This window comes from Glutamicibacter sp. NPDC087831, assembly GCF_044742845.1.
Classification (GTDB): domain Bacteria; phylum Actinomycetota; class Actinomycetes; order Actinomycetales; family Micrococcaceae; genus Glutamicibacter.
In genome coordinates this window covers 395,896-415,569 of sequence record NZ_JBIUVH010000001.1, presented here as the reverse complement: position 1 = coordinate 415,569, position 19,674 = coordinate 395,896, and the positions used below count along the sequence as shown (strand labels likewise).

The following is a 19,674-nucleotide window of genomic DNA, read 5'->3' as shown; positions in this document are numbered from 1 at the left end:
CGCTAGCCCAACCAAGTACGCAGGGTCTGCAGGCAATCGCGGATGGCCTGCTGCGGCACATGCTCATCATCGCTGTGCGCCAGCAGCGCATCGCCCGGGCCGAAGTTCACGGCAGAGATGCCCAGGGCGGAGAAGCGGGAAACATCGGTCCATCCGTACTTCGGCTTCGGTTCCTGGCCCAGTACCTTGATCAGGTCTGCGGCGATCTCCTGGTCCAAACCGGGTTTGGCGCCATCAGCGCCATCGGTGCGTTCAATGTCGAAGCCGTCGAAAAGCTCAAGGACCACGGCTTCAGCTTGGGCCAGTGTCTTGTCCGGAGCGAAGCGGTAGTTCACTTCCACCTCGCAGTAATCGGGAATCACGTTGCCGGCAATGCCGCCGGCAACACGGACCGCGTTCATGCCTTCACGGTAGTCCAAGCCCTCAACGGTGATGGTCCGGGGCTGGTAGGCAGCCAAGCGCTGCAGGATCTCCCCCGCATCGTGGATCGCGTTATGCCCCATCCATGCACGTCCCGAGTGGGCTGCCTTGCCGCGGGTGCGGATGACGAAGCGGCTGGTTCCGTTGCAGCCGCCTTCGACGGTGCCGTCGGTCGGTTCCAGCAGGATCGCGAAGTCGGCCTCCAAGAGTTCCGGGCTGTTCTTGGCCAGGCGGCCCAGACCGGATTTGGCTGCTTCTACTTCCTCGTGGTCGTAGAAGACGTAGGTGATATCGTATTTGGCCTCGGTCAGTTCTGCAGCCAGCGCAAGCTGCACGGCGACCCCGCCTTTCATGTCCGTGGCACCACGGCCATAGAGCACCCCGTCGATGACTTCTGCGGGCACGGTGCCCTTGGCGCCCTCGGTGCGCGGCAAAGGCACGGTATCGAGGTGCCCGGCCAGCACGACGCGGCGTTCGCGGCCGAAGTTGGTGCGCGCTACGATGGCGTCCTGGTCCCGGTGCACATCAAGGTGCGCCTGCTTCCGCAGCGCCTGGTGCACCTTGTCGGCCAGCTCTTGCTCGTTGCCGGAAACGGATTCAATGTTCATGATCTGCTCGGTAAGCAGGGCAACGTCTTGCTGCAGGTCCAATTCGTTCACGGCTGGCTACGTCCTGAGTCTCTAGCTTCACTTTTTTGTCATTTATCAACGTTACCCCGGGCAACAAAGATACGATCAGTGTATGACTTCAGAATCTGTGACATCCAGCGAATCATCTGTCCGTTTAGCCTCAGCCCATGGCCTGGCAACGGTCGCATCCGATGGAACGATCCTTGATGTTTGGTACCCGGCTCCAGTCTTGGGCGAACTCGCCAAGGCTGAAGGGCTCTCCGGTGAACTCGCTGCCGCCGCGCAGGACGATGCAGCCCGCGGCACCACCCAGAAGGTCGTTTCACTGACCATTAATCTTGATGTAGCACCAGCTGACACCGCCGATGTGTGGCTGCGCCTGCACCTGCTCTCGCACCGTCTGGTCCAGCCGAACAGCATCAACCTCGACGGCATCTTCGGCCACCTCGCCAATGTCGTGTGGACCAACTTCGGGCCTTGCCAGGTAGAGGGCTTCGAGGTGACGCGCTTGAAGCTGCGCGCCCGTGGAGCGGTCACCGTGTACGGCGTGGACAAGTTCCCGCGCATGGTCGACTACGTGGTCCCAGCCGGCGTACGCATTGCCGACGCTGGCCGCGTGCGCCTCGGCGCACACCTGGCCGAAGGCACCACCGTCATGCATGAAGGATTCGTCAATTTCAACGCCGGCACCTTGGGCACTTCGATGGTGGAAGGCCGCGTGTCCGCTTCGGTCGTTGTCGGCGATGGTTCGGATGTCGGTGGCGGCGCCTCGATCATGGGCACCCTCTCCGGTGGCGGCAAGGAGCGCATTGTCATTGGCGAACGCGTACTGCTGGGCGCCAACGCCGGTGTAGGCATTTCCATCGGTGACGACTCGGTAGTGGAAGCTGGCCTGTACGTGACTGCCGGCACCCGAGTGGTTCTGGGCGAGAAGCAGGTCAAGGCGCTGGAGCTTTCCGGCGTGCCGAACCTGCTCTTCCGCCGCAATTCGATCACCGGCGCCGTTGAGGCATTGCCGCGCGCCGGCCAGACCGTAGAGCTGAACAGCGCACTGCACGCCAACTAGTTCTTGCCCTGCAATCCAACTGGCAGATCACGGAAGTGATCTGCCAGTTTTTTATTGCTCGGCTATCCGCCGGGGAAGATGATGGTCACCATCGGCTGGATGAAGCCGTGGAAGGCCTTGGAGTCGCGTAGCAGCGACGTACTGGCAACGATGGTAGCCGTGCCGGTCAGCCATGCCCTGGGCTCGTCCAGGGGCACGTCAATGAGCTGGATTTCCTGGCGGGTGGATTGCATGCCGTGCTCCACCCCGTGGTCGATGAGGATTCTTTCCAGCTCATCCATGCGGTGCGGCACGTACTTGCCACTGTTTTCTGCAAAGTCCTGGGCATGCTGCTGGGCAAAAACCGTGGCCTGGCCGTAGTGCGCGCGGGCCAGCCGGGCCAGGGCCGGGTAGCCGTCGTCTTGAAGCCGTTCAATCAGTGCATCGCTGGCCGCCGGCTCCTTGGCCGGCGCTATTGCGGTCAGCGAATCCCACCAGGAGCTCCATTCCTGCTTGAGCTGTCCATGCGAGTCGTCGATCTTGTTGCGGTTCTTGATATTGGAAGCCAGCCGGCTATTGGGTCCGGCCTCCGCGGGGTGGACGCCTGACAGTTCGCGCAGGTACAACGCCATCAGCATATTCTGATTGGTATTTATGGCTAGCGACCAATTATTTCCACGACGTTGGTACATGCATACCACCTGACTCTTCGGCACACTTGTCGTTCCCTCTGCCTCATAGGATACTCCCGAAGTACCGCTTAAAACAGGGAAGGACCTGTCGCCCCACTTGTGTGGGAAGACAGGTCCTGCCGCCGGGATCCGGAAACTCGCCCTAGGCCTGGTAGCCGGGATAGTCGCGAGCGGTTTCACCCATGTACAGCTGGCGTGGGCGGCCGATCTTCAGCTCTGGGTCCTTGATCATTTCGCGCCACTGTGCGATCCAGCCTGGCAGACGGCCGATGGCGAACAGCACGGTGAACATCTTTTCCGGGAAGCCCATGGCGGTGTAGATCAAGCCGGTGTAGAAGTCCACGTTCGGGTAGAGCTTGCGCGAGATGAAGTACTCATCATTCAGCGCAGTTTCTTCCAGCTTCATCGCGATCTCAAGCAGCTCGTTCTTGCCCTGCTTTGCCAGCAGGTCGTGAGCGGTCTTCTTGATGATCTTGGCGCGTGGATCGTAGTTCTTGTACACACGGTGGCCGAAGCCCATCAGGCGTACGCCGTCTTCCTTGTTCTTGACCTTCTGCATGAAGTCTTCTGGGGAGATGCCGGAGGACTGGATCTCGCGCAGCATCTTCAGCACGGCTTCGTTGGCGCCGCCATGGGCTGGGCCGGACAGTGCATGGATACCTGCAGAAACCGAAGCGAACATGTTGGCTTCGGAGGAACCGACCAGGCGCACGGTGGAGGTGGAGCAGTTCTGCTCGTGGTCAGCGTGCAGGATCAGCAGCAAGTCGAGGGCCTTGACCACATCCGGATCCGCAAGGTAAGGCTCGGCAGCGGTGCCGAAGCACAGGCGCAGGAAGTTCTCGACCATGTTCATCGAGTTGTCCGGGTACAGCAATGCCTGGCCGATGGACTTCTTGTGCGCGTACGCAGCCAATACCGGCAGCTTTGCCAGCAGGCGCAGGGTCGAACGCTCAACCTGTGCGTCATCCTTCGGATCCAGCGAATCCTGGTACCAGGTCGACAGGGCCGAAACAGCCGAGGACAATACCGGCATCGGGTGCGCGTCGCGCGGGAAGCCGCCGAAGAAGCCCTTGAGCTCTTCGTGCAGCAGGGTATGGCGGCGCAGCGAATTGTCGAACTCGGCCAGCTGATCAGCAGTCGGCAGTTCGCCGTAGATCAGCAGGTAGGTTACCTCGATGAAGCTGGACTTCTCGGCCAGCTGCTCGATTGGGTAACCGCGGTAGCGCAGGATGCCCGCGTCGCCGTCGATGTAGGTAATCGCGGACTTGGTAGCCGCGGTGTTCATGAAGCCGGGATCGTAGGTCACGTTCCCGGTAGTCTTCAAAAGTGGGGCTACGCCAAATCCGTCATTGCCCTCTGCTGCCTGAATTACTGGCAGCTCGAGGTTGGATTCTCCAAAGTGTAGCTGTGCAGATGTGGTATCTGTCATTGCATCTCCTAACCGGAAAGCGTGTAGTTCCGAAAGGTCAGTCGTCACCGTAGAACATACCGCGATTTGACCCATTCAAGCTAATTAGGGTGTCATCTTCACCGGTTGGCGGAAGAATTCAACCGTTCAACGGCAGCCGCGATCCGCTCATCGGAGGCGGTCAAGGCCACGCGTACATGGCGTTCCCCCGCGGTGCCGTAGAAAACGCCAGGACCGGCAACGATGCCCAGTTCCGCCAGCGCCCCGATGGTTTCGAAGCTTGGCCGCCCAGCGGTGCACCACAGGTACAGTCCTGCCACCGAATCATCGATGGCCAAGCCGAAGTTCTCCAGCGCTGGCCGCAGCATGGCCCGGCGTGCCCGGTACAGCTCGCGCTGCGCCGCAACATGCTCGTCGTCATTCAATGCCACCACCATGGCGTGCTGGATTGGACCGGGCACGATCATGCCCGCATGCTTTCGACTGTTGACCAGAGTTGGCATCAGGTTCGGGGCGCCGGCAACGAAAGCGGCGCGGTATCCGGCGAGGTTCGACTGCTTGGACAGCGAGTACAGGGCGAACAGGTCATCGAGGTTTCCTCCGTTGACCGCCGGGTCCAGGATGCTTGGCACCTGGCCCTCGTATTCATCCCATCCCAGTTCGGCGTAGCACTCATCGGAGGCCACTACGGCACCCATCTCACGCGCCTGGGCCACGATGCTTGCCAGCTCGGCGGTAGCACGGACCTTGCCGGTCGGGTTGCCTGGCGAGTTGACCCAGATGAGCTTCACGCGTTCACGCTGCTCAGCAGTCAAATCCGAAAGGTCGTCGGTGGCGATGGGGGTCGCGCCAACCAGCTGGGCGCCGATGTCATAGGTGGGGTAGGCGATCTCTGGACGTACCACGATGTCGCCGGCACCCAGGCCCAGGAACAGCGGCAGCCATGCCACCATTTCCTTGGAACCGACCGTTGGCATGACATCATCGGTGCTCAAACCGGTGACATTGCGGCGACGGGCGAACCAGTCGACGATGGCCTCGCGAACTTCAATGGTGCCGTGCGTGGTCGGGTATCCGTGCGAGTTCGCCGCCTCGGCCAGCGCCTGCTGGATCAGTTGCGGCGTGCCATCGATCGGCGTGCCGATCGACAGGTCCACGACTCCCCCCGGATGCGTGGATGCTTGCTCGCGGTATGGGGCAAGCTGGTTCCAGGGGTAATCGGGGAGCTCAAGCATAAAAGTGAAAACCTAGCCTTGGTTCTGTGGTGGCAAGGCGCTGATCAGTGGGTGGTCAGTGCCGGTGTTACCAATTTTAGCGGCGCCGCCCGGGGATCCAAGTTCATCGAAAAAGTCGACGTTTGCCTTGTAATAGTCGGCCCATTCATCCGGCACGTCATCTTCGTAGTAGATGGCTTCAACGGGGCAGACAGGTTCGCAGGCGCCGCAGTCAACGCATTCATCCGGGTGAATGTAGAGCGAGCGCTCACCTTCATAGATACAATCTACCGGGCACTCTTCGACGCACGCCTTGTCTTTAACGTCGACGCACGGCTGAGCGATGATGTAAGTCACGAGGGCCGAGACCTTTCCTTGCACTGGGTGGTTTCAACAGGAGCTAGTGGTCTTCCTCAGATGCTCTTTGAATCCTTTACCAGCTCAAACTACAGTCTAGTCCTGATACCCATGCATCGGACCGCCCATTGGCTCGCTGTGACGTAATCGACCATTCACATTTCAGCTTCCCGGGGTCCAGATGAATTCTTCTTACGAAAAGATGACGTTTCCAAATGCTTAATTTCAGTGATGTGACGCCCGGTGAACGGCTTGTTGTCCGCTACCGCTTGGCCGACGGCCGGGCCGGTGGGCATTTTTCCGATGCACTGGGCGAGTTGCAGGAAGTGACGGAGGAATCGGTGAGCATCCAAACCCGGGCTGAACTGGTATGCATCCCCCGCGCGGCGATCACTCACGCCAAGCGGGTACCGCCGGCTCCGGCGCGCCGCAGGCCCCGTGCCCCTCGCGCCGAGTAGCAGCCTGCAAGCCGCGCAATTTTCCTGCTTCCATGGGTTGCTGCCGCGGGCACACCCATACCGCTTGGGACGACATGTGATTTGAAACTGCCAATCACTCAGCGCTTTTCGCGTATGCTGTTTCCATGCCCTCCGATAAACTTGTCCAATCGCGAGCACGAGCCCTCAGCTCCCCGCTGAGGCTTCGCATCTTGCGCTTGTGCCTGCATGAGTCACGAACGAACAAGGAAATTGCGGACATTCTCGATTTGAATCCCGCCACCTCCTTGCATCACGTGCGAACCCTGGTCAGCAACGGTTACCTCGCGGCAGAAGAATCGCGCCGAGGCAACCGTGGCGCCAAAGAAGTGCCCTACCGCAGCACCAAGCAGTCCTGGGGCACGCGCATTCCCGACGCGGCCCCCATGCTGGTGGACACCTTCCTGCAGGAAATCGAGGGACTTGATCCCCAGGAGATACAGGTAATCCGCTTGGGCCTGAAGCTCAATGAAGAAAGCCAGAAGGATCTCATGAGCCGGCTGCGCGCTGTGATCGAGGACTACGCGATGCGAGATCCGGATCCAGATGGCGTTGCCACCTCGTTGTTCTTGGCCCACCACCTGGATATCACCGGCAATGCGCGCAAAGACCAGTAGCCTGCTTTTCGCCTAATTAAACACAGAAGGAGCTCTTCCCGTTGGGAAGAGCTCCTTCTGTTTTCAGTTCTGGCGTTGTTGCTTTCGCAGCACTCGCAAGGAGCACAGCAGGGCAATCACCGATGGAATAACCATTCCATACATCCACAAGGCCGAGGCCAGCGTTGGCCCGGGCAGGTACTTGTAGTACTCCATGCCCAAGATCAGCTGGTCATCGCCCACATAGGAAATCAGGCCAACGGTCACATAGCAACCGATGAACCCCAGCGCACCGGCCCACAGCTTCGATGAAGAAACCGCAGCCCAGTACACCAGAACCCCGAGCAGGAGCCAGGCCAGACCCACACCCCAAACCAGCGGGATGTCGTTTCCGACATAGCTGATGGAGGCGTGGATTGCGGTCCCGAATAATCCTGCTGCCACGGCGGCAACAACACCGCGCCAGAGCGCGGAGAAGTTGCTGCCGAGGGATTTGCGCTTATTAGGAGCGAGCGCGTGCACGGGTAGCCTTGGCACGGTCGTTGGCGTTCAGCAGAACCTTGCGGATGCGGATGGCTTCCGGGGTAACCTCAACGCACTCGTCTTCGCGAGCGAATTCGAGCGACTCTTCCAAGGTCAAGTTACGTGGTGGGGTCAGGTTCTCGAACGAGTCCGAGGAAGCAGCACGCATGTTGGTGAGCTTCTTTTCCTTGGTGATGTTCACGTCCATGTCGTCGGCGCGGGAGTTCTCGCCGACGATCATGCCCTCGTAAACCTCTTCGGTTGGCTTCACGAAGAAGTTCATGCGCTCCTGCAGGTTGATCATCGCGAATGGAGTCACAACGCCTGAACGGTCGGCAACGATCGAACCGTTGATGCGGTATTCGATTGGGCCTGCCCATGGCTCGTAGCCTTCAGCCAGCGAAGCAGCAATGCCGGCGCCGCGGGTTTCGGTCATGAAGCGGGTACGGAAGCCGATCAGGCCACGTGCTGGAACCATGAATTCCATGCGAACCCAGCCGGTGCCGTGGTTAGCCATGTCGGTCATGCGGCCCTTGCGCGATGCCATCAGCTGGGTGATAGCACCCAGGTACTCTTCAGGTACGTCGATGGTCATGCGTTCCATTGGCTCGTGAACCTTGCCGTCAACCATCTTGGTAACAACCTGTGGCTTGCCAACGGTCAGCTCGAAGCCTTCACGGCGCATCTGCTCAACGAGGATGGCCAGTGCCAATTCGCCACGGCCCTGGACTTCCCAAGCATCTGGACGCTCGGTAGGCAGGATGTTCAGCGAAACGTTGCCGATCAGTTCCTTGTCCAGGCGATCCTTGACCTGTCGTGCGGTGACCTTGGCGCCCTTGACCTTGCCAGCCAGTGGCGAGGTGTTGATACCGATGGTCATCGAGATCGCAGGTGGATCAACGGTGATCAGTGGCAGCGGCTTAGGGTTCTCAAGGTCGGTGAGGGTCTCGCCGATCATGATGTCTTCGATACCGGCAACTGCAACGATCTCGCCTGGACCAGCTTCGTCAGCTGGAACGCGGGTCAGGCCCTGGGTGGCCAGCAGTTCGGTGATCTTGACCTGCTTCATGGTGCCATCCTGGCGGGCCCAGTTAACCTGCTGGCCCTTGCGCAAGGTGCCGTTGATCATGCGCAGCAGCGCCAGGCGGCCAAGGAATGGCGAAGCGTCAAGGTTGGTGACGTGGGCCTGCAGGACTTCACCTTCGGTGTAGGTCGGTGCAGGAACGTGCTTGATGATGGTCTCGAACAGTGGCTCAAGATCTTCGTTGTCCGGCAGGGTGCCATCGCCAGGCTGGTTCATCGAAGCGTAGCCGGCCTTGCCCGAGGCGAAGACGACAGGAACGTTCAAGATTGCGTCCAGATCCAGATCCGGAGCTTCGTCAGCCAAGTCCGAAGCCAAGCCCAGCAGCAGGTCCATGGAGTCGGAGATGACGCCATCGATGCGGGAGTCGGGACGGTCGGTCTTGTTGACCACGATGATCACTGGCAGGTTGGCGCTCAATGCCTTGCGCAGCACGAAGCGGGTCTGCGGGAGCGGGCCCTCGGATGCGTCAACGAGCAGAACCACGCCGTCAACCATGGACAGGCCGCGTTCCACCTCGCCACCGAAGTCGGCGTGGCCTGGGGTGTCAATGACGTTGATGGTCATCTTCTTGCCCTCGGCTGCTGGGCCGTTGTAGAACACGGTGGTGTTCTTAGCAAGAATGGTGATGCCCTTCTCGCGTTCCAGCTCACCTGAGTCCATCACGCGATCTTCGGTTTCACCATGGCTGTCGAATGCGCCAGTCTGCTGGAGCATGGCGTTGACGAGGGTGGTCTTGCCGTGGTCAACGTGCGCAACGATGGCTACATTGCGAAGTTCATCGCGAGTAATGGTGTTTGCTGACATGCGTGAAGGCTCACTTCCGCTCGAAAATTTGGGTCTGTGGAGTCGGGGCCAAAGTCGACCCAACAATCCAGTTTACGCGCTCGAGACTCATAGTCTGTTGATCTGTGTCAGAACATACAGGAATTTCATGTATCTGTCGCAAAGAATTCAGCGGATTAACCGCGTTGGCATCCAAAAACGCAGCTTGCTAGGCCCAAAGTTGACTTCAATTTCCGGGAGTTCAGCGTCTAGCAAGCCGCCGCATTTTTCTATGGTGGATTTTGAACCGATGTTATCGGAATCACAGGTAACCAGCGCATGTTCAATTCCTGATTCGCGAAGTTCCTGCAACCCGAATTTGCACAGTTCCTGTGCCACACCACGGCGACGATACTCGGGAACTACACCATAGCCGATATGTCCGCCGACCTGAAAAAGGCTCTCGTTGATTTCATATCTGACGGAAACCCGGCCCACCAGGTCCCCCTCGTCAAAGGCGGCGAACAGCGCCGAGCGAACCCAGCCTTCTGGAATGTGCTCGCCTCGGCGCCCTGCCTTCATCCGGTAGATATAGTCCTCCCAGTCCTCGGCTGCAGACCAAGTCGGCAAGAACTCGAAGTCTTCGCGAAGCATCAAGTGGTGGGCGTCGATTGCCTGCTGTTCGTCCTGGCTTTCCAATTCACGGATCTCCAGCGTCTTTCCCAACGTCATAGCGCCAGTATGCCAGAGCGCCTCCACTTCCCACCGGTGAATTGCGCGCCAAAGATGCGCCTGAGCCCTAGTAGGCCACCTGCTGGCCCCGCACTTGCCTGGCCCATTCCACGGTTCCGCCGCTGAGGCTGTAGACGGCAATGCCTGCATCCCGACCGGACATGGTGATCCGCGCTGCCTGCTGCGAACGGGCACCGGTTTTGCACACGAATACGACCGCCGAAGCGCTGTGCGCGAGCTTTCCCAGTCCCCGTTCTTTGAGCTGCGCGAGCGGAAGGTGCTGGCTGTGCGGGATCGCTATGATGTCGCGTTCCCAGGATTCGCGCACATCCACCAGCAATACCGGTTCTTCCGTTTCCAGCTCCGCTAGCTGCTGAACCGTGAGCTCCGGGACATGCCCTTCGGCAGCGCAGGAAACCGGCTGGTACTCCCCCAGCCCGGTCACCGGCTCACGTTGCGGATCCCTGGCGAATTCGAGGGTCCGCACAGTGGCTTCCAGCGCATCATAGAGCCAGAGCTTGCCGCTCAGGGTGGTCCCGATTCCGGTAATGAGCTTCAGGGCTTCGGCGCACATCACCGAACCGATAACGCCGCACAGTGCGCCGAAGACTCCTCCTTCGGCGCAGCTGGGCACGGAGTCCGCGTCGGGGATTTCCGGAAAAAGATCACGCAGCATCGGGCCGGTGCGCGGATCGAAGACGGACACCTGCCCGGAGAACTGGAAGAGGGTTCCCCACACCAGCGGGGTGCCGGTGATTTCCGCGGCATCATTGGACAGGTACCGCGTGGCAAAGTTGTCGCTGCCGTCGATGACCAAGTCATATTCACTGAAAAGTGCCACGGCGTTGGATTCATCCAGCTTTTCATCCACGGTGATGATCTGGACGTTCCGGTTCTGCTCGTGGGCCATCCGCCGCACCGAATCCACTTTCAAGCGCCCTGCATCCTGTTGCCGGTGCATGGTTTGTCGTTGCAGATTGGACAGCTCGACGGTGTCATCGTCGATGACCCCGAGGGTGCCGATTCCCGCAGCGACCAGGTAGCTGGCAATGGGACTGCCCAGGCCCCCGGCTCCGATAACCAGCACCTTGGCGTTGGCGATGCGGCGTTGCCCTTCTTCTCCCACCCCGGGCAGGGACAAGTGCCGGGAGTAGCGCGCCAGCTCTTCCGGTTCCAGCTCCGCGCCGGGTGCGACCAGGGCTTCCCGGCTCACGAGAAGTCACCGACCAGGGTTTGCATCATGCCTTCGGCCGGCGATGAGGCCAGTGCGGTATCGCGGCGCGGGATCCGGCCAGCGAGCCGCGCGGCGCGCCCGGCACGCACAGCATCCTTCATGGCCCTGGCCATGAGCGGCGCGTTGTGCGCCCGGGTCACCGCACTGGCCAGCAGCACCGCGTCGCAGCCGAGCTCCATGGCCAGGGCCGCATCCGAGGCGGTGCCCACCCCGGCGTCAAGGATCACCGGTACCTGCGCGCGGGAGGCGATGGTGGAAATATTGTGCGGATTCAGGATCCCCAGGCCCGAGCCGATCGGCGCTCCGGCCGGCATGATTGCCGCAACCCCGGCGTCTTGCAGGCGTTGGGCAAGTGCCGGATCATCATTGGTGTAGGCGAAGACCTGGAACCCGTCGGCCACTAGTTGCTCGGTGGCCGCATGCAGTTCCAGCGGGTCCGGCAGCAGCGTGTGCTCATCGGCAATTACTTCGAGCTTGATCCAATTGGTTTCCAGAGCTTCACGGGCCAGGTGCGCGGTGAGGATCGCATCGCGGGCGGTGAAGCATCCAGCAGTGTTGGGCAGCGCAATCACGTTGTTGCGCTGCAGCAGTTCATACACGTTGCCTGCGCCGGCCGCCGAAAAGTGGCGGATGGCCACGGTGGTCAGTTCCGTTCCGGAGGCCCGCAGGGCGCTTTCCAGGGTGGTCAGCGAACTCGCTCCCCCGGTGCCGAGGATCAAGCGCGAGGACAAGGTGCGTCCGGCGATTTGGAATGGGTCGCTGTGGATGTCCAGCTCGGTGATGTTGCGCGTTTCCATGCCTAGCCTCCCTGGGCCGCGGTAACGAGTTCAATGCTGTGCCCTTCGGCCAGCAGGTAGCTATTCCAGGCGCTGCGTGGAACGACAGCGCCATTGACGGCGGCGGCAACTCCGAGCTTGCTGCCGTCAGCGGCCACCGAGTTGGCGTCCAGTTCCTTGCCGATTTGCGTGCTGATGAATTCGCGAAGGGTGGTTCCTTCGTCCAGGTTCAGTTGCCGTGAATTGAAATTGATGCCGATGCTTGTCATGGTTGCTGCTCCGTTCGGTGAGCGGTCTAGGTTGCGTTGGCAAAGCGGTGGGGATCCACAGCCTGGTGCAAGGGGTGGGATTGGTGGCCGTGGGCGAGATCCGCAGTGAGCGTTGCGCCCAGCGGAGCCAGCAGCACGCCGTGCCGGGAGTACCCGGTGCAGAGCAGCAGCCCTGGATCAAGGCGTCCAAGCAGCGGCCGGTCATCTGGCGTGGCGGGACGTGCCCGGGCCGTTGCCTCGTTCAGCGTGCAGTCGCTGATGCCGGGGACCAGCTTTCTCGCGTTGTCCAGCAGCAGGTGCATCGCGCCAATGTTCACCGCTTGTTGCCGGTCTTCACGGACGCTGGCGCCAAGGACGAGGCTGCCGTCCCTTCTCGGCACCAGATACACCTGTTCCCGGTGCACGATGCCGCGGATGGTGCGGGTGATGAGCGGCGGGCCTGCTGGTCCCTGGATCCGGAGGATGTCCCCGTAGACCGGGCGCAGCGGAAGTTCGTTCAAGCCATCGAGGGTGCCAAGACCGGTGGCCACGATGGTCTGCTCCGCTTCGAGGATTCGGCCCGATGCGGTCCGCACAGCGGTGGTCCGCTTCCCGTCGGTCACCAGTGCCTGCGCCCGTTCCTCGACCAGGTGCGGACGCAGATGCTCCAACAGGATCTTGACGATGGATCGAGGGTCGACCTGGTGGTCATCTTGGCACAGGACCGCGCCGGCAATATTGGCGGCCAAGGCTGGTTCGAGCTTGCGGGCTTGGCTGGGCAGCAGCTTTTGCGCTGACAGGCCGAGGGATATCTGCAGTTCGGCCAGCTCGTGCAGGGCTTCGCGGTCCGCAGGCTCTGCGGCGACAACGAGCGTGGAGTTCTGCAAGTAGTCCGGGCGTTGCCCGGTGGCCGATTCGATGCGCTCGATGAACTGCGGATAGGCGGCATTCGAGGCGGCAAGCAGCTGGTGCAGCGGGCCATTGCCCCAGACCGTTTCAGCTGCCGGGGCCAGCATTCCTGCTGCCGCGTAGCTTGCACCTTGGCCGGGTGCCGGATCGATGAGGGTGACGGTGTGTGCGCGTGATTCCAGCTCGAACGCGACGGCCAGGCCGATTATCCCGGCGCCAACAATGTTGACATGCACAAGGGCACGCTTCCTTCCTACGGCGGCATGACCCGCATCAGGTGTAGCGGTCGGCTCGGTGCCCTCTCAGCCTGGTCGATTCAGGCTCCCGCGGATTACAGCGATTATAAGCATGATGCAGCTCATAAAGTCGAACTTCATTGAACGCAGTTCCGTCATCTTCTGTGATGTACTTGCTGACATGGCATTCCATGACTTCCCTATCGTGCTTCCCCAAGGTTCTGCGCTATCCAGCACCATCATCTCGTTGGAGCAAGAACTCTTGGAATCCAGCCAACGCCATAGCCAGGAGCAATTGCAGCGGCGCTTGCATCCTCGGTTCGCCGAGGTGGGAGCCAGCGGGCGAGTCTATGATCGCGAGGCCATCATTGCCCAGCTGGCCCGGGAGCCGGCACGGGATGCCGGGGCGTTGAAAGTCGAAAGCCCGGTGGCTCTCCAGCTTTCAGACCAGCTGGTGCTGCTGCGCTGGAAGCTGCTCGCCGGTTCCCCCAGCGAACGCAGTTCACTGTGGATCCATGAGCAGGGCCGCTGGCAGCTGCTCTTCCACCAGGGCACGGCCGCCGCTCATCCGCAGCCATCCGCAGGACCGGAGGAAGCCGTGCATGCCGACGGTGAATTCTCGGTGCGCCGGCTGCGCCTTTCGGATGCCGAAGCGGTCTACGAGGCATTTTCCTCGAACCCCGACATGTTGCGCCAAGGCGACGCCGATTCCCCGCAAAAGGCTGAGTCGTATGTGCGCGCACTGCTGGAGGCCGGGGAACGCCAGCAGGCGTTGGCCGTCGCATATCGGGATCGGCTGGTGGGACTGGTGTGCGGTACGGTAGACCCGGCCAATCGGAACGCGTGGATTTGGTATTGGATGAACCAGAATTACCGGGGCCGGTCGCTGGCCACCCGCGCCGTGGCAACCTTAGTGGATTACCTGTTCGACGAGCTGGGACTGTACCGCTTGGAGCTGGGCTTGCGGGCAAATAATCCCGGGTCGAAGCATGTGGCAGAAAGCAACGCCTTCCTGCACGAAGGTGTCGAACGGGGCAAATTCCTGGTTGCCGGAGAACGCATCGATGTGCACACCTACGCACGGTTGCGTACCGATGGCGGCTCTGCGGTCATGCCCTTGCCGTGGGGCACGCAGCAGTAGCTTGGCGGGCATCAAAAAAGTCGCGGAATCCGGTCTTGGATTCCGCGACTTCTTATCTGTCCCTCAGGTTTTGTGATGCGTGGTTAGATGCCTGGGCTCGATGCCGGTGGCGTCGAGTCCGGGCCATTGGTGGTCTGTTGGGCCTCCATCTTTTTCAGCGTGCGGGCCGCAGCATCACGACCGCCGAGGCCAAAGGCCAGAGCCGCTGCCAATGCTGCGCCAATGACGATTGCGCCGAAGGCCATGTTGATGATCGAATCGGCGATACCCATGTACTTCAGGCCCATCGCCACGAACAGCGCAATTGCCGTGTAGCGGATGATCTTCGAAGCAGTAGTGTCACCCAAGAAGCGGCCAATGACGTTGGCGATGACGAAACCTGCGGCGATAATTGCTGCGCCGAAGAGGATCTTGCCGCCCAAGGCCAGGATCTCATTGAGGATATTGGTGATCGCTGGGAAGTTCAGCATCTGGGCCGCCATCACACCGAAGAACAGCACGATAGCAATCTTGACGATGCCAGCGATGATTCCCGAAGCGCTCTTGCCCTCGGGAACTACGCCCCACTGGGCAACAACAGTGTCGGTACCCACGCCGTGGAGGGAGGATTCAAGTAGCTGCCCGACGAACTTGGCAATCAGGATACCCACGGCCAAGAGCACCAAGGCCATGATGACCTGCGGGATTGCGGTGAAGACCAGCTGCAGCATCTGCTGAGCAGGTACCGAAATTGCCGCGATGCCCAGAACCTGTAGGGCTGATATTGCGACGACTAGCAGGATCAAGGCGAAGACGATGTTGGCAATGATGTCAACGATCTTCGCTTGGGATTCGCGAGACTGAACTTCATCTACTGGTTCGTTGCCTGGGGTGACCTTGCGGACCAGTCCGCTAAAATCGACAGTTCCCAAACCGGTCCTCAGCAGCTGGCGAACAATATTCGCGATGACGTAGCCAATGAAGAAGATGAAGCCCGCACCGATGAGGTTGGGGATGAAGGCCATGACGCCGCCGAGCATGCCCTGCACCGGCGATAGCACTTCGGATAGAGCGAAGACTTGCAGGATTGCCACGAGGCCGAAGAGCCAGACAATCAACCCCGCGACCTTGCCCAGGGATTGGCCTATTTGTTCTCCGTCATTGCCCTGCCTTTGCAGGAACTTCACCCTGTTCACCAGTTTGGCGGCAGCCCAACGAACTATGCGTGCAACTAGCCACGTAATGATGAGGATGATTAGCGCGATGCCAACCTTTTGTAGCATCGACGCCCAGTCGATATTGCCTAAAACGTTCTCAGACTGCATTGCTGCTCCTTCAACGTAGGGACAATCCGACCCTACGATGAAGGTTCTCCGCTGACTAGGGCAAAGACCCATGCTCCCAGCTTGAATCATTGGACTTTCACAGCTCGAATTGCGAAAAGCTGACTATATCCCGATGGATTCAACGAATTCCGAACAATAAGGCCCTACCGACAACCGATCCACGCAATATTAGAAAGTTCGCGGCTGCGTCCAAACCCGTGAATTGCCATGGAAGCTATTGCGGATTCAGCCATTGATCTTTATCAATCCGGCAATTACCGGAAGTCCCGCTACCTAGTTGATGACTTCGCTCCGCACGGAAGCACCCAGTTCAACGGTGCGGGAGACGGTGCAGTATTTGTCATGCGAAAGCTTGACGATGCGCTCCACCATGCTGGCTGCCTTGCGGCCTTCCTCGGTGTCGGGGAACTTCAAATCGAAACCAAGATGAATGTCCTCCATCCGGCTCGCCGAGTTCTCAGAGACCTTGTAGCCGCCCGCTTTGACTTCGAATTTCTCAGGCTCGCTTCTCCTGGTGGTCGCCACATCAACATCAATTGCGGAACACCCTGCGATGGCAGCAAGCAGCAACTCCACCGGGGTTAGCAACCCTTCGCCCTGGCCGAATTCTAGGCTGGCTCCCGATTCGAGGCTGGTGGCCTTGTACTTGCGTGCCTCGACGCGTTCGATGCTGACTTCACGGATCTCACGGCTATTTTCACTCATGAAACTATCGTGCCACGATCCAGGCTGAAGACTACACGTGGCGCAATACGACTCGTTGCGGCGACGATGCAGTTTCCCCGGGCACAGGCACGAATCCGCAGTCGCCAAAGAACGCAATGGCAGGCTGGCGCTGGCAATCGAGATGAACGCTGATCCCGGGAATGCTGGCGATGATTTCATCCAGCAGTATGCGGCCCACACCCTTCTGGCGATCAGTGTGCCTCACCCAGAGCAGTTCGATGCGTGTACTGCTCCATGCCGCAAAGCCAACAATGCGTCGACCATGCTGGGCAATCCTGACTGAGACCGATTGGCTATAGACAGCTTCCAGGGCGACGGCCACCGCATCAATATCAGCAGCCGAGAGGAAGTCTCCCCGGCGTTCCACCGAACTGCGCCAAATGTCGAGCAGGTCAGGCACTTCATCCACGCTCGACAGCTCGCGCAGCAGGAGAGTCTCTTCCATGCCATATTCCTTCATGCTCAAGCGAATCCGTACTTGCTGATTCGAAATGTAGCCGGGTGCCAGCGATTCCTCAAGTTTTCATGGATCGTTGCGGCACACCAGCATGCGGTTTTTCCCCGGCTTAAGCCGGCTCGTTCATGCGGCCCGTGCGGTGGGCCCAGTCCCGCAATTCGGCCGCGGCCTGCTCGGGCTGCTCAAGGTGCACGTTATGCCCTGCAGAATCAAGCACGCGGATCCTCATCGAGGGGTACCGGCGCGATAGCTGCTCGGGATCCCGGTATCCGGTGATGTGGTCTTGTTTCCCGCACAGGATGGTTACCGGAATATCCAGCTGGCGTTTACGCTCCACGGGCAGAGGATCCAGGAAGTAGCGCTTGGATAGCTTGGCCATAGAGCGCAAGTTCGCGCAGTCCAGCCCGGGCAGCACCCACTGCGCGAAGCTCTGCCACGCCTGCTGCGATTGCACCACGGCAATATCGGAGAATTGCTGTGCTTGGCGGGGATCTATCCGGGCCAACAGCCCGGGATCCTCTACGACTACCTGCGCTTCGGGCACAGTGCGCCGCGAGGCATCGGGAAAGACCACTGGGGCCAGGAGGAATAGTCCTTGGGTCTGGCCGGGAAACCTGTCGGCCATCTCCTGGCAGAGCAAGGCGCCAAGAGAGTTGCCCAGCAGTGCGAACGGCCCCTCTCCCGCGGTTTGCCTGATCAGTTCCTCCAACCAGTTTGCAAGTTCTGGCAGTCCCCCGGGGTTCCCTAGCGGTGGACAGGTTCCGAAGCCGGGCAAGTCGACGTAGTGCAAGTCGAAGATCTGCGCGTTGGCCAGCTCTGCTTCCAGCGGCTTGAGGATACGGTGGTCTACCCCGTTGCCATGCACCATGAACAACGGGATCCTGCTCTTTGGCGCTACTCGCATTTCACCGTGCTCTTCTCCTGTGCCTCGCGCTGGCTCGCAGCGTAGCTGATCATCCATTGGCCAGCTACGTAGGTGAGCATAATCCAGAATCCCATTCCGGGGACATCGATATCCGCAAATGAGCGCAGTGCGATCAAGGAATCGGAGAGGAAGAATATTGCGCCGCCGAAGCCTGCGATCGGACCCAGCCCGGTACTGAGGATGGCCATCATCATCAATGCCAAGCCATAGATGATCACCGGGGCGAGCAGCACTCCCGCACCGGGTAAGCAGAGGACCAGCAGCAGGGCAAATGCGGCAAGATAAGGAAGCGGCATCCACCAATGGCGCAGTATCGAAGATTTCCAGTATCTTGCCAGAGCGGCGATGTAGAAGAACTGCGCAACCAGGAATGCGCTAACCATGGCCAGGAATGCAGAATCGCCGTCCATGAACCGGGGCAAGGTGTCACCGACCCAGGAGAAGAAAAGGGCTATGAGCACCAGCCGGATCAGTGTGCCACGCGGCGAGGTGGTGAGGGCGAGAACCGTTCCTGCCAACAGCGGCATCAGCAGGATCTGCGTGGCGTCCGCCAGCAACCCCGAAGGCCAGAACAGTTGTGCCAGCAAATGGGTGGCAGTTGCGAGCAGGAGCGCCAGAGCCGCGATCCCGCGGCGTGACTGCCCCGGGATCACCGCAACGGTGTGCTCATTGCCTAGGTGTGGTTGCACTTTCTTCCTTGGGTAGTGCCGATAATTGCGTTTAGCGGCCTCGGGGCGTTGCCGGATCCGTCACCGGTTGGAAGCCGACGGGGCCAGGACGCAGAATTCATTGCCCGAGCGGTCCTGGAATACCCGCCATGGCAGCGTACCCCACGGACGGTCCAGTTCCTTGCCGCCCAATGCGCAGATGATTCCCAACGCGTCCTCCATGCTCTCGGCCTGTTCGAGACGCAGGTCCAGATGGATCGCATTCTTCCCCGCAGTCTTGGGTGAAGCTTCCCGGACAAGGACCAGCCGCGGGCCCGCGCCTGATGGATGAGCCAGAACCACTGGAGACCGCGCAACGATGTCCCATCCCAGCAGCTGCTTCCAGAATTCTGCATCTCCGGCCGGGTCAACGCAGGCCAGTTGCAGGGCTTCAAGCACCAAGCCGCTTGCGTCCTGGTCGTGGGCACGGAGCAGAAATTCGTTGCCTGCGGCATCGAGCCTGGACTCCATGGCATCCCGGTGCCGATCGCCAAGGCGTTCGCTGAAATGGGTGCCGGATCCGAGGATCAGGTGCACGCGCTGTTGAGCACGGTCCGGGTTCCGGACAGCGGGGAAGCACAAATCCAGGTATCGCGGTCCGGCCAGCTGCAGTCGGGTTTCATAGCCGTCGGCGTTATCGGTCAGCATCTGGCACTTGAGCAGGACCTCCCAGAATTCCCCTTGCTGTTTCGGGCTTTCGGCATCGAAGACGATATTTTCCCAGTACATGCTTCCAGCTTACCGCTGGGGTGATTCCGGTCACTTCGCGCATTCGTTGAACCGGCCAATAATATCCACATATGGAAATTGATTATCGTTGACTTAGGCAATGGAAACAAGAATTCTTTTCGCAGGATTTCCATAAGAATTAGTTGCAATGCTAATTTCTAACACCATGATGACATGCTTGAATTTGAGCAAGTTGTTTATCTTAGTGCCATTAATTCCAATTCCAAGATTCTCCTGGCGGAAATTGGAGCATTTTCCGCCGGTATTATGTTGCCATCAGCAACACGGATTTTCCCCACCTGATGTCAGAAGGCCGGATCGGGC

At 60.1% G+C, this 19,674-nt stretch carries 23 protein-coding genes and 1 riboswitch; of the genes, 5 read left to right on the top strand and 18 right to left on the bottom strand.

The window, feature by feature from the left end:
- Nucleotides 1–2: 2 nt before the first annotated feature.
- Complete coding sequence (gene dapE / locus ACIOJF_RS02080) at nucleotides 3–1,079, bottom strand: succinyl-diaminopimelate desuccinylase (protein ID WP_105661518.1); 1,077 nt, start codon at nucleotides 1,077–1,079, stop codon at nucleotides 3–5.
- An 82-nt stretch (nucleotides 1,080–1,161) separates the two neighbouring features.
- Here dapE and dapD point away from each other — a divergent pair, with 82 nt between their 5' ends.
- Nucleotides 1,162–2,115 carry a 2,3,4,5-tetrahydropyridine-2,6-dicarboxylate N-succinyltransferase gene (gene dapD, locus ACIOJF_RS02075; protein WP_105657535.1) on the top strand — a complete coding sequence of 318 codons (954 nt, stop codon included), beginning with the start codon at nucleotides 1,162–1,164 and terminating at the stop codon, nucleotides 2,113–2,115.
- A 62-nt stretch (nucleotides 2,116–2,177) separates the two neighbouring features.
- Here the strand turns inward: dapD and ACIOJF_RS02070 are convergent, their stop codons facing one another.
- From ACIOJF_RS02070 to fdxA, 4 genes are all read right to left on the bottom strand, one after another.
- The gene (locus ACIOJF_RS02070) at nucleotides 2,178–2,726 is read right to left on the bottom strand and encodes a hypothetical protein (protein WP_133833694.1); all 549 of its coding nucleotides are present in this window, start codon (nucleotides 2,724–2,726) and stop codon (nucleotides 2,178–2,180) included.
- Between the two features lie 202 nt (nucleotides 2,727–2,928).
- Entirely contained in the window at nucleotides 2,929–4,215 is a 1,287-nt protein-coding gene (locus ACIOJF_RS02065) for a citrate synthase (RefSeq protein ID WP_105657537.1), read from the bottom strand.
- A gap of 98 nt (nucleotides 4,216–4,313) precedes the next feature.
- Nucleotides 4,314–5,429, bottom strand: coding sequence for a succinyldiaminopimelate transaminase (dapC, locus tag ACIOJF_RS02060; RefSeq protein ID WP_105661519.1), 1,116 nt, complete (start codon nucleotides 5,427–5,429; stop codon nucleotides 4,314–4,316).
- A gap of 12 nt (nucleotides 5,430–5,441) precedes the next feature.
- A complete protein-coding gene (gene fdxA / locus ACIOJF_RS02055; protein ID WP_013349521.1) occupies nucleotides 5,442–5,765 on the bottom strand; it encodes a ferredoxin in 324 nt (107 codons plus the stop codon).
- Nucleotides 5,766–5,980: 215 nt separating this feature from the next.
- Here fdxA and ACIOJF_RS02050 point away from each other — a divergent pair, with 215 nt between their 5' ends.
- Together ACIOJF_RS02050 and ACIOJF_RS02045 are read left to right on the top strand one after the other, a co-directional pair.
- Complete coding sequence (locus ACIOJF_RS02050) at nucleotides 5,981–6,223, top strand: hypothetical protein (protein WP_402741131.1); 243 nt, start codon at nucleotides 5,981–5,983, stop codon at nucleotides 6,221–6,223.
- Nucleotides 6,224–6,348: 125 nt separating this feature from the next.
- The gene (locus ACIOJF_RS02045) at nucleotides 6,349–6,858 is read left to right on the top strand and encodes a helix-turn-helix domain-containing protein (RefSeq protein ID WP_105657540.1); all 510 of its coding nucleotides are present in this window, start codon (nucleotides 6,349–6,351) and stop codon (nucleotides 6,856–6,858) included.
- A 63-nt stretch (nucleotides 6,859–6,921) separates the two neighbouring features.
- Here ACIOJF_RS02045 and ACIOJF_RS02040 read toward each other — a convergent pair whose 3' ends face one another.
- The 7 genes from ACIOJF_RS02040 to thiO all read right to left on the bottom strand — a co-directional run bounded on the left by ACIOJF_RS02040 (nucleotide 6,922) and on the right by thiO (nucleotide 13,340).
- Nucleotides 6,922–7,359: a hypothetical protein gene (locus tag ACIOJF_RS02040; protein WP_105657541.1), complete on the bottom strand. Its 438-nt coding sequence runs from the start codon at nucleotides 7,357–7,359 to the stop codon at nucleotides 6,922–6,924.
- Nucleotides 7,340–9,247: a translational GTPase TypA gene (gene typA, locus ACIOJF_RS02035; RefSeq protein ID WP_105657542.1), complete on the bottom strand. Its 1,908-nt coding sequence runs from the start codon at nucleotides 9,245–9,247 to the stop codon at nucleotides 7,340–7,342. The genes ACIOJF_RS02040 and typA overlap by 20 nt, the downstream gene beginning before the upstream one ends.
- A 147-nt stretch (nucleotides 9,248–9,394) precedes the next feature.
- Nucleotides 9,395–9,937, bottom strand: coding sequence for a GNAT family N-acetyltransferase (locus ACIOJF_RS02030; protein ID WP_181148843.1), 543 nt, complete (start codon nucleotides 9,935–9,937; stop codon nucleotides 9,395–9,397).
- 67 nt (nucleotides 9,938–10,004) lie between these two features.
- Nucleotides 10,005–11,150: a molybdopterin-synthase adenylyltransferase MoeB gene (gene moeB / locus ACIOJF_RS02025; RefSeq protein ID WP_105661521.1), complete on the bottom strand. Its 1,146-nt coding sequence runs from the start codon at nucleotides 11,148–11,150 to the stop codon at nucleotides 10,005–10,007.
- Nucleotides 11,147–11,968: a thiazole synthase gene (locus ACIOJF_RS02020; protein ID WP_105661522.1), complete on the bottom strand. Its 822-nt coding sequence runs from the start codon at nucleotides 11,966–11,968 to the stop codon at nucleotides 11,147–11,149. Before ACIOJF_RS02020 ends, moeB begins: the two co-directional genes overlap by 4 nt.
- Before the next feature lie 2 nt (nucleotides 11,969–11,970).
- Nucleotides 11,971–12,216, bottom strand: coding sequence for a sulfur carrier protein ThiS (gene thiS, locus ACIOJF_RS02015; RefSeq protein ID WP_105657546.1), 246 nt, complete (start codon nucleotides 12,214–12,216; stop codon nucleotides 11,971–11,973).
- Between the two features lie 26 nt (nucleotides 12,217–12,242).
- Nucleotides 12,243–13,340: a glycine oxidase ThiO gene (gene thiO, locus ACIOJF_RS02010; RefSeq protein WP_105661579.1), complete on the bottom strand. Its 1,098-nt coding sequence runs from the start codon at nucleotides 13,338–13,340 to the stop codon at nucleotides 12,243–12,245.
- Nucleotides 13,338–13,442: riboswitch (TPP riboswitch) on the bottom strand. It overlaps the preceding gene by 3 nt.
- Before the next feature lie 10 nt (nucleotides 13,443–13,452).
- Between thiO and ACIOJF_RS02005 the strand changes: the two genes are divergently transcribed.
- Nucleotides 13,453–14,481 carry a GNAT family N-acetyltransferase gene (locus tag ACIOJF_RS02005; RefSeq protein WP_105661523.1) on the top strand — a complete coding sequence of 343 codons (1,029 nt, stop codon included), beginning with the start codon at nucleotides 13,453–13,455 and terminating at the stop codon, nucleotides 14,479–14,481.
- 83 nt (nucleotides 14,482–14,564) lie between these two features.
- On the opposite strand, the gene ACIOJF_RS02000 is transcribed toward ACIOJF_RS02005, so the two are convergent.
- From ACIOJF_RS02000 to ACIOJF_RS01975, 6 genes are all read right to left on the bottom strand, one after another.
- Nucleotides 14,565–15,785, bottom strand: a complete 1,221-nt coding sequence (locus ACIOJF_RS02000; RefSeq protein ID WP_105661524.1) for a mechanosensitive ion channel — start codon at nucleotides 15,783–15,785, stop codon at nucleotides 14,565–14,567.
- 294 nt (nucleotides 15,786–16,079) lie between these two features.
- Nucleotides 16,080–16,511: an OsmC family protein gene (locus ACIOJF_RS01995; protein ID WP_105661525.1), complete on the bottom strand. Its 432-nt coding sequence runs from the start codon at nucleotides 16,509–16,511 to the stop codon at nucleotides 16,080–16,082.
- Between the two features lie 31 nt (nucleotides 16,512–16,542).
- A complete protein-coding gene (locus ACIOJF_RS01990; RefSeq protein WP_181149015.1) occupies nucleotides 16,543–16,977 on the bottom strand; it encodes a GNAT family N-acetyltransferase in 435 nt (144 codons plus the stop codon).
- 121 nt (nucleotides 16,978–17,098) lie between these two features.
- Complete coding sequence (locus ACIOJF_RS01985; protein WP_181149016.1) at nucleotides 17,099–17,893, bottom strand: alpha/beta fold hydrolase; 795 nt, start codon at nucleotides 17,891–17,893, stop codon at nucleotides 17,099–17,101.
- Entirely contained in the window at nucleotides 17,884–18,603 is a 720-nt protein-coding gene (locus ACIOJF_RS01980; RefSeq protein WP_219844348.1) for a lysoplasmalogenase, read from the bottom strand. The genes ACIOJF_RS01985 and ACIOJF_RS01980 overlap by 10 nt, the downstream gene beginning before the upstream one ends.
- Before the next feature lie 60 nt (nucleotides 18,604–18,663).
- Nucleotides 18,664–19,350 carry a VOC family protein gene (locus tag ACIOJF_RS01975; protein WP_105661528.1) on the bottom strand — a complete coding sequence of 229 codons (687 nt, stop codon included), beginning with the start codon at nucleotides 19,348–19,350 and terminating at the stop codon, nucleotides 18,664–18,666.
- Between the two features lie 174 nt (nucleotides 19,351–19,524).
- Here ACIOJF_RS01975 and ACIOJF_RS01970 point away from each other — a divergent pair, with 174 nt between their 5' ends.
- On the top strand, nucleotides 19,525–19,653 hold the full coding sequence (locus ACIOJF_RS01970) for a hypothetical protein (RefSeq protein ID WP_402741130.1): 129 nt from the start codon (nucleotides 19,525–19,527) through the stop codon (nucleotides 19,651–19,653).
- Nucleotides 19,654–19,674 lie beyond the last annotated feature (21 nt).

What these genes read in the sequence shown, in the direction of transcription:
- dapD (WP_105657535.1), top strand. Translation starts at nt 1,162, where the DNA reads ATGACTTCAGAATCTGTGACATCCAGCGAATCATCTGTCCGTTTAGCC.
- ACIOJF_RS02070 (WP_133833694.1), bottom strand. Translation starts at nt 2,726, where the DNA reads ATGGCGTTGTACCTGCGCGAACTGTCAGGCGTCCACCCCGCGGAGGCC.
- ACIOJF_RS02065 (WP_105657537.1), bottom strand. Translation starts at nt 4,215, where the DNA reads ATGACAGATACCACATCTGCACAGCTACACTTTGGAGAATCCAACCTC.
- dapC (WP_105661519.1), bottom strand. Translation starts at nt 5,429, where the DNA reads ATGCTTGAGCTCCCCGATTACCCCTGGAACCAGCTTGCCCCATACCGC.
- ACIOJF_RS02050 (WP_402741131.1), top strand. Translation starts at nt 5,981, where the DNA reads ATGCTTAATTTCAGTGATGTGACGCCCGGTGAACGGCTTGTTGTCCGC.
- ACIOJF_RS02045 (WP_105657540.1), top strand. Translation starts at nt 6,349, where the DNA reads ATGCCCTCCGATAAACTTGTCCAATCGCGAGCACGAGCCCTCAGCTCC.
- typA (WP_105657542.1), bottom strand. Translation starts at nt 9,247, where the DNA reads ATGTCAGCAAACACCATTACTCGCGATGAACTTCGCAATGTAGCCATC.
- ACIOJF_RS02030 (WP_181148843.1), bottom strand. Translation starts at nt 9,937, where the DNA reads ATGACGTTGGGAAAGACGCTGGAGATCCGTGAATTGGAAAGCCAGGAC.
- ACIOJF_RS02020 (WP_105661522.1), bottom strand. Translation starts at nt 11,968, where the DNA reads ATGGAAACGCGCAACATCACCGAGCTGGACATCCACAGCGACCCATTC.
- thiS (WP_105657546.1), bottom strand. Translation starts at nt 12,216, where the DNA reads ATGACAAGCATCGGCATCAATTTCAATTCACGGCAACTGAACCTGGAC.
- ACIOJF_RS02005 (WP_105661523.1), top strand. Translation starts at nt 13,453, where the DNA reads ATGATGCAGCTCATAAAGTCGAACTTCATTGAACGCAGTTCCGTCATC.
- ACIOJF_RS02000 (WP_105661524.1), bottom strand. Translation starts at nt 15,785, where the DNA reads ATGCAGTCTGAGAACGTTTTAGGCAATATCGACTGGGCGTCGATGCTA.
- ACIOJF_RS01995 (WP_105661525.1), bottom strand. Translation starts at nt 16,511, where the DNA reads ATGAGTGAAAATAGCCGTGAGATCCGTGAAGTCAGCATCGAACGCGTC.
- ACIOJF_RS01990 (WP_181149015.1), bottom strand. Translation starts at nt 16,977, where the DNA reads ATGGAAGAGACTCTCCTGCTGCGCGAGCTGTCGAGCGTGGATGAAGTG.
- ACIOJF_RS01985 (WP_181149016.1), bottom strand. Translation starts at nt 17,893, where the DNA reads ATGCGAGTAGCGCCAAAGAGCAGGATCCCGTTGTTCATGGTGCATGGC.
- ACIOJF_RS01975 (WP_105661528.1), bottom strand. Translation starts at nt 19,350, where the DNA reads ATGTACTGGGAAAATATCGTCTTCGATGCCGAAAGCCCGAAACAGCAA.
- ACIOJF_RS01970 (WP_402741130.1), top strand. Translation starts at nt 19,525, where the DNA reads ATGCTTGAATTTGAGCAAGTTGTTTATCTTAGTGCCATTAATTCCAAT.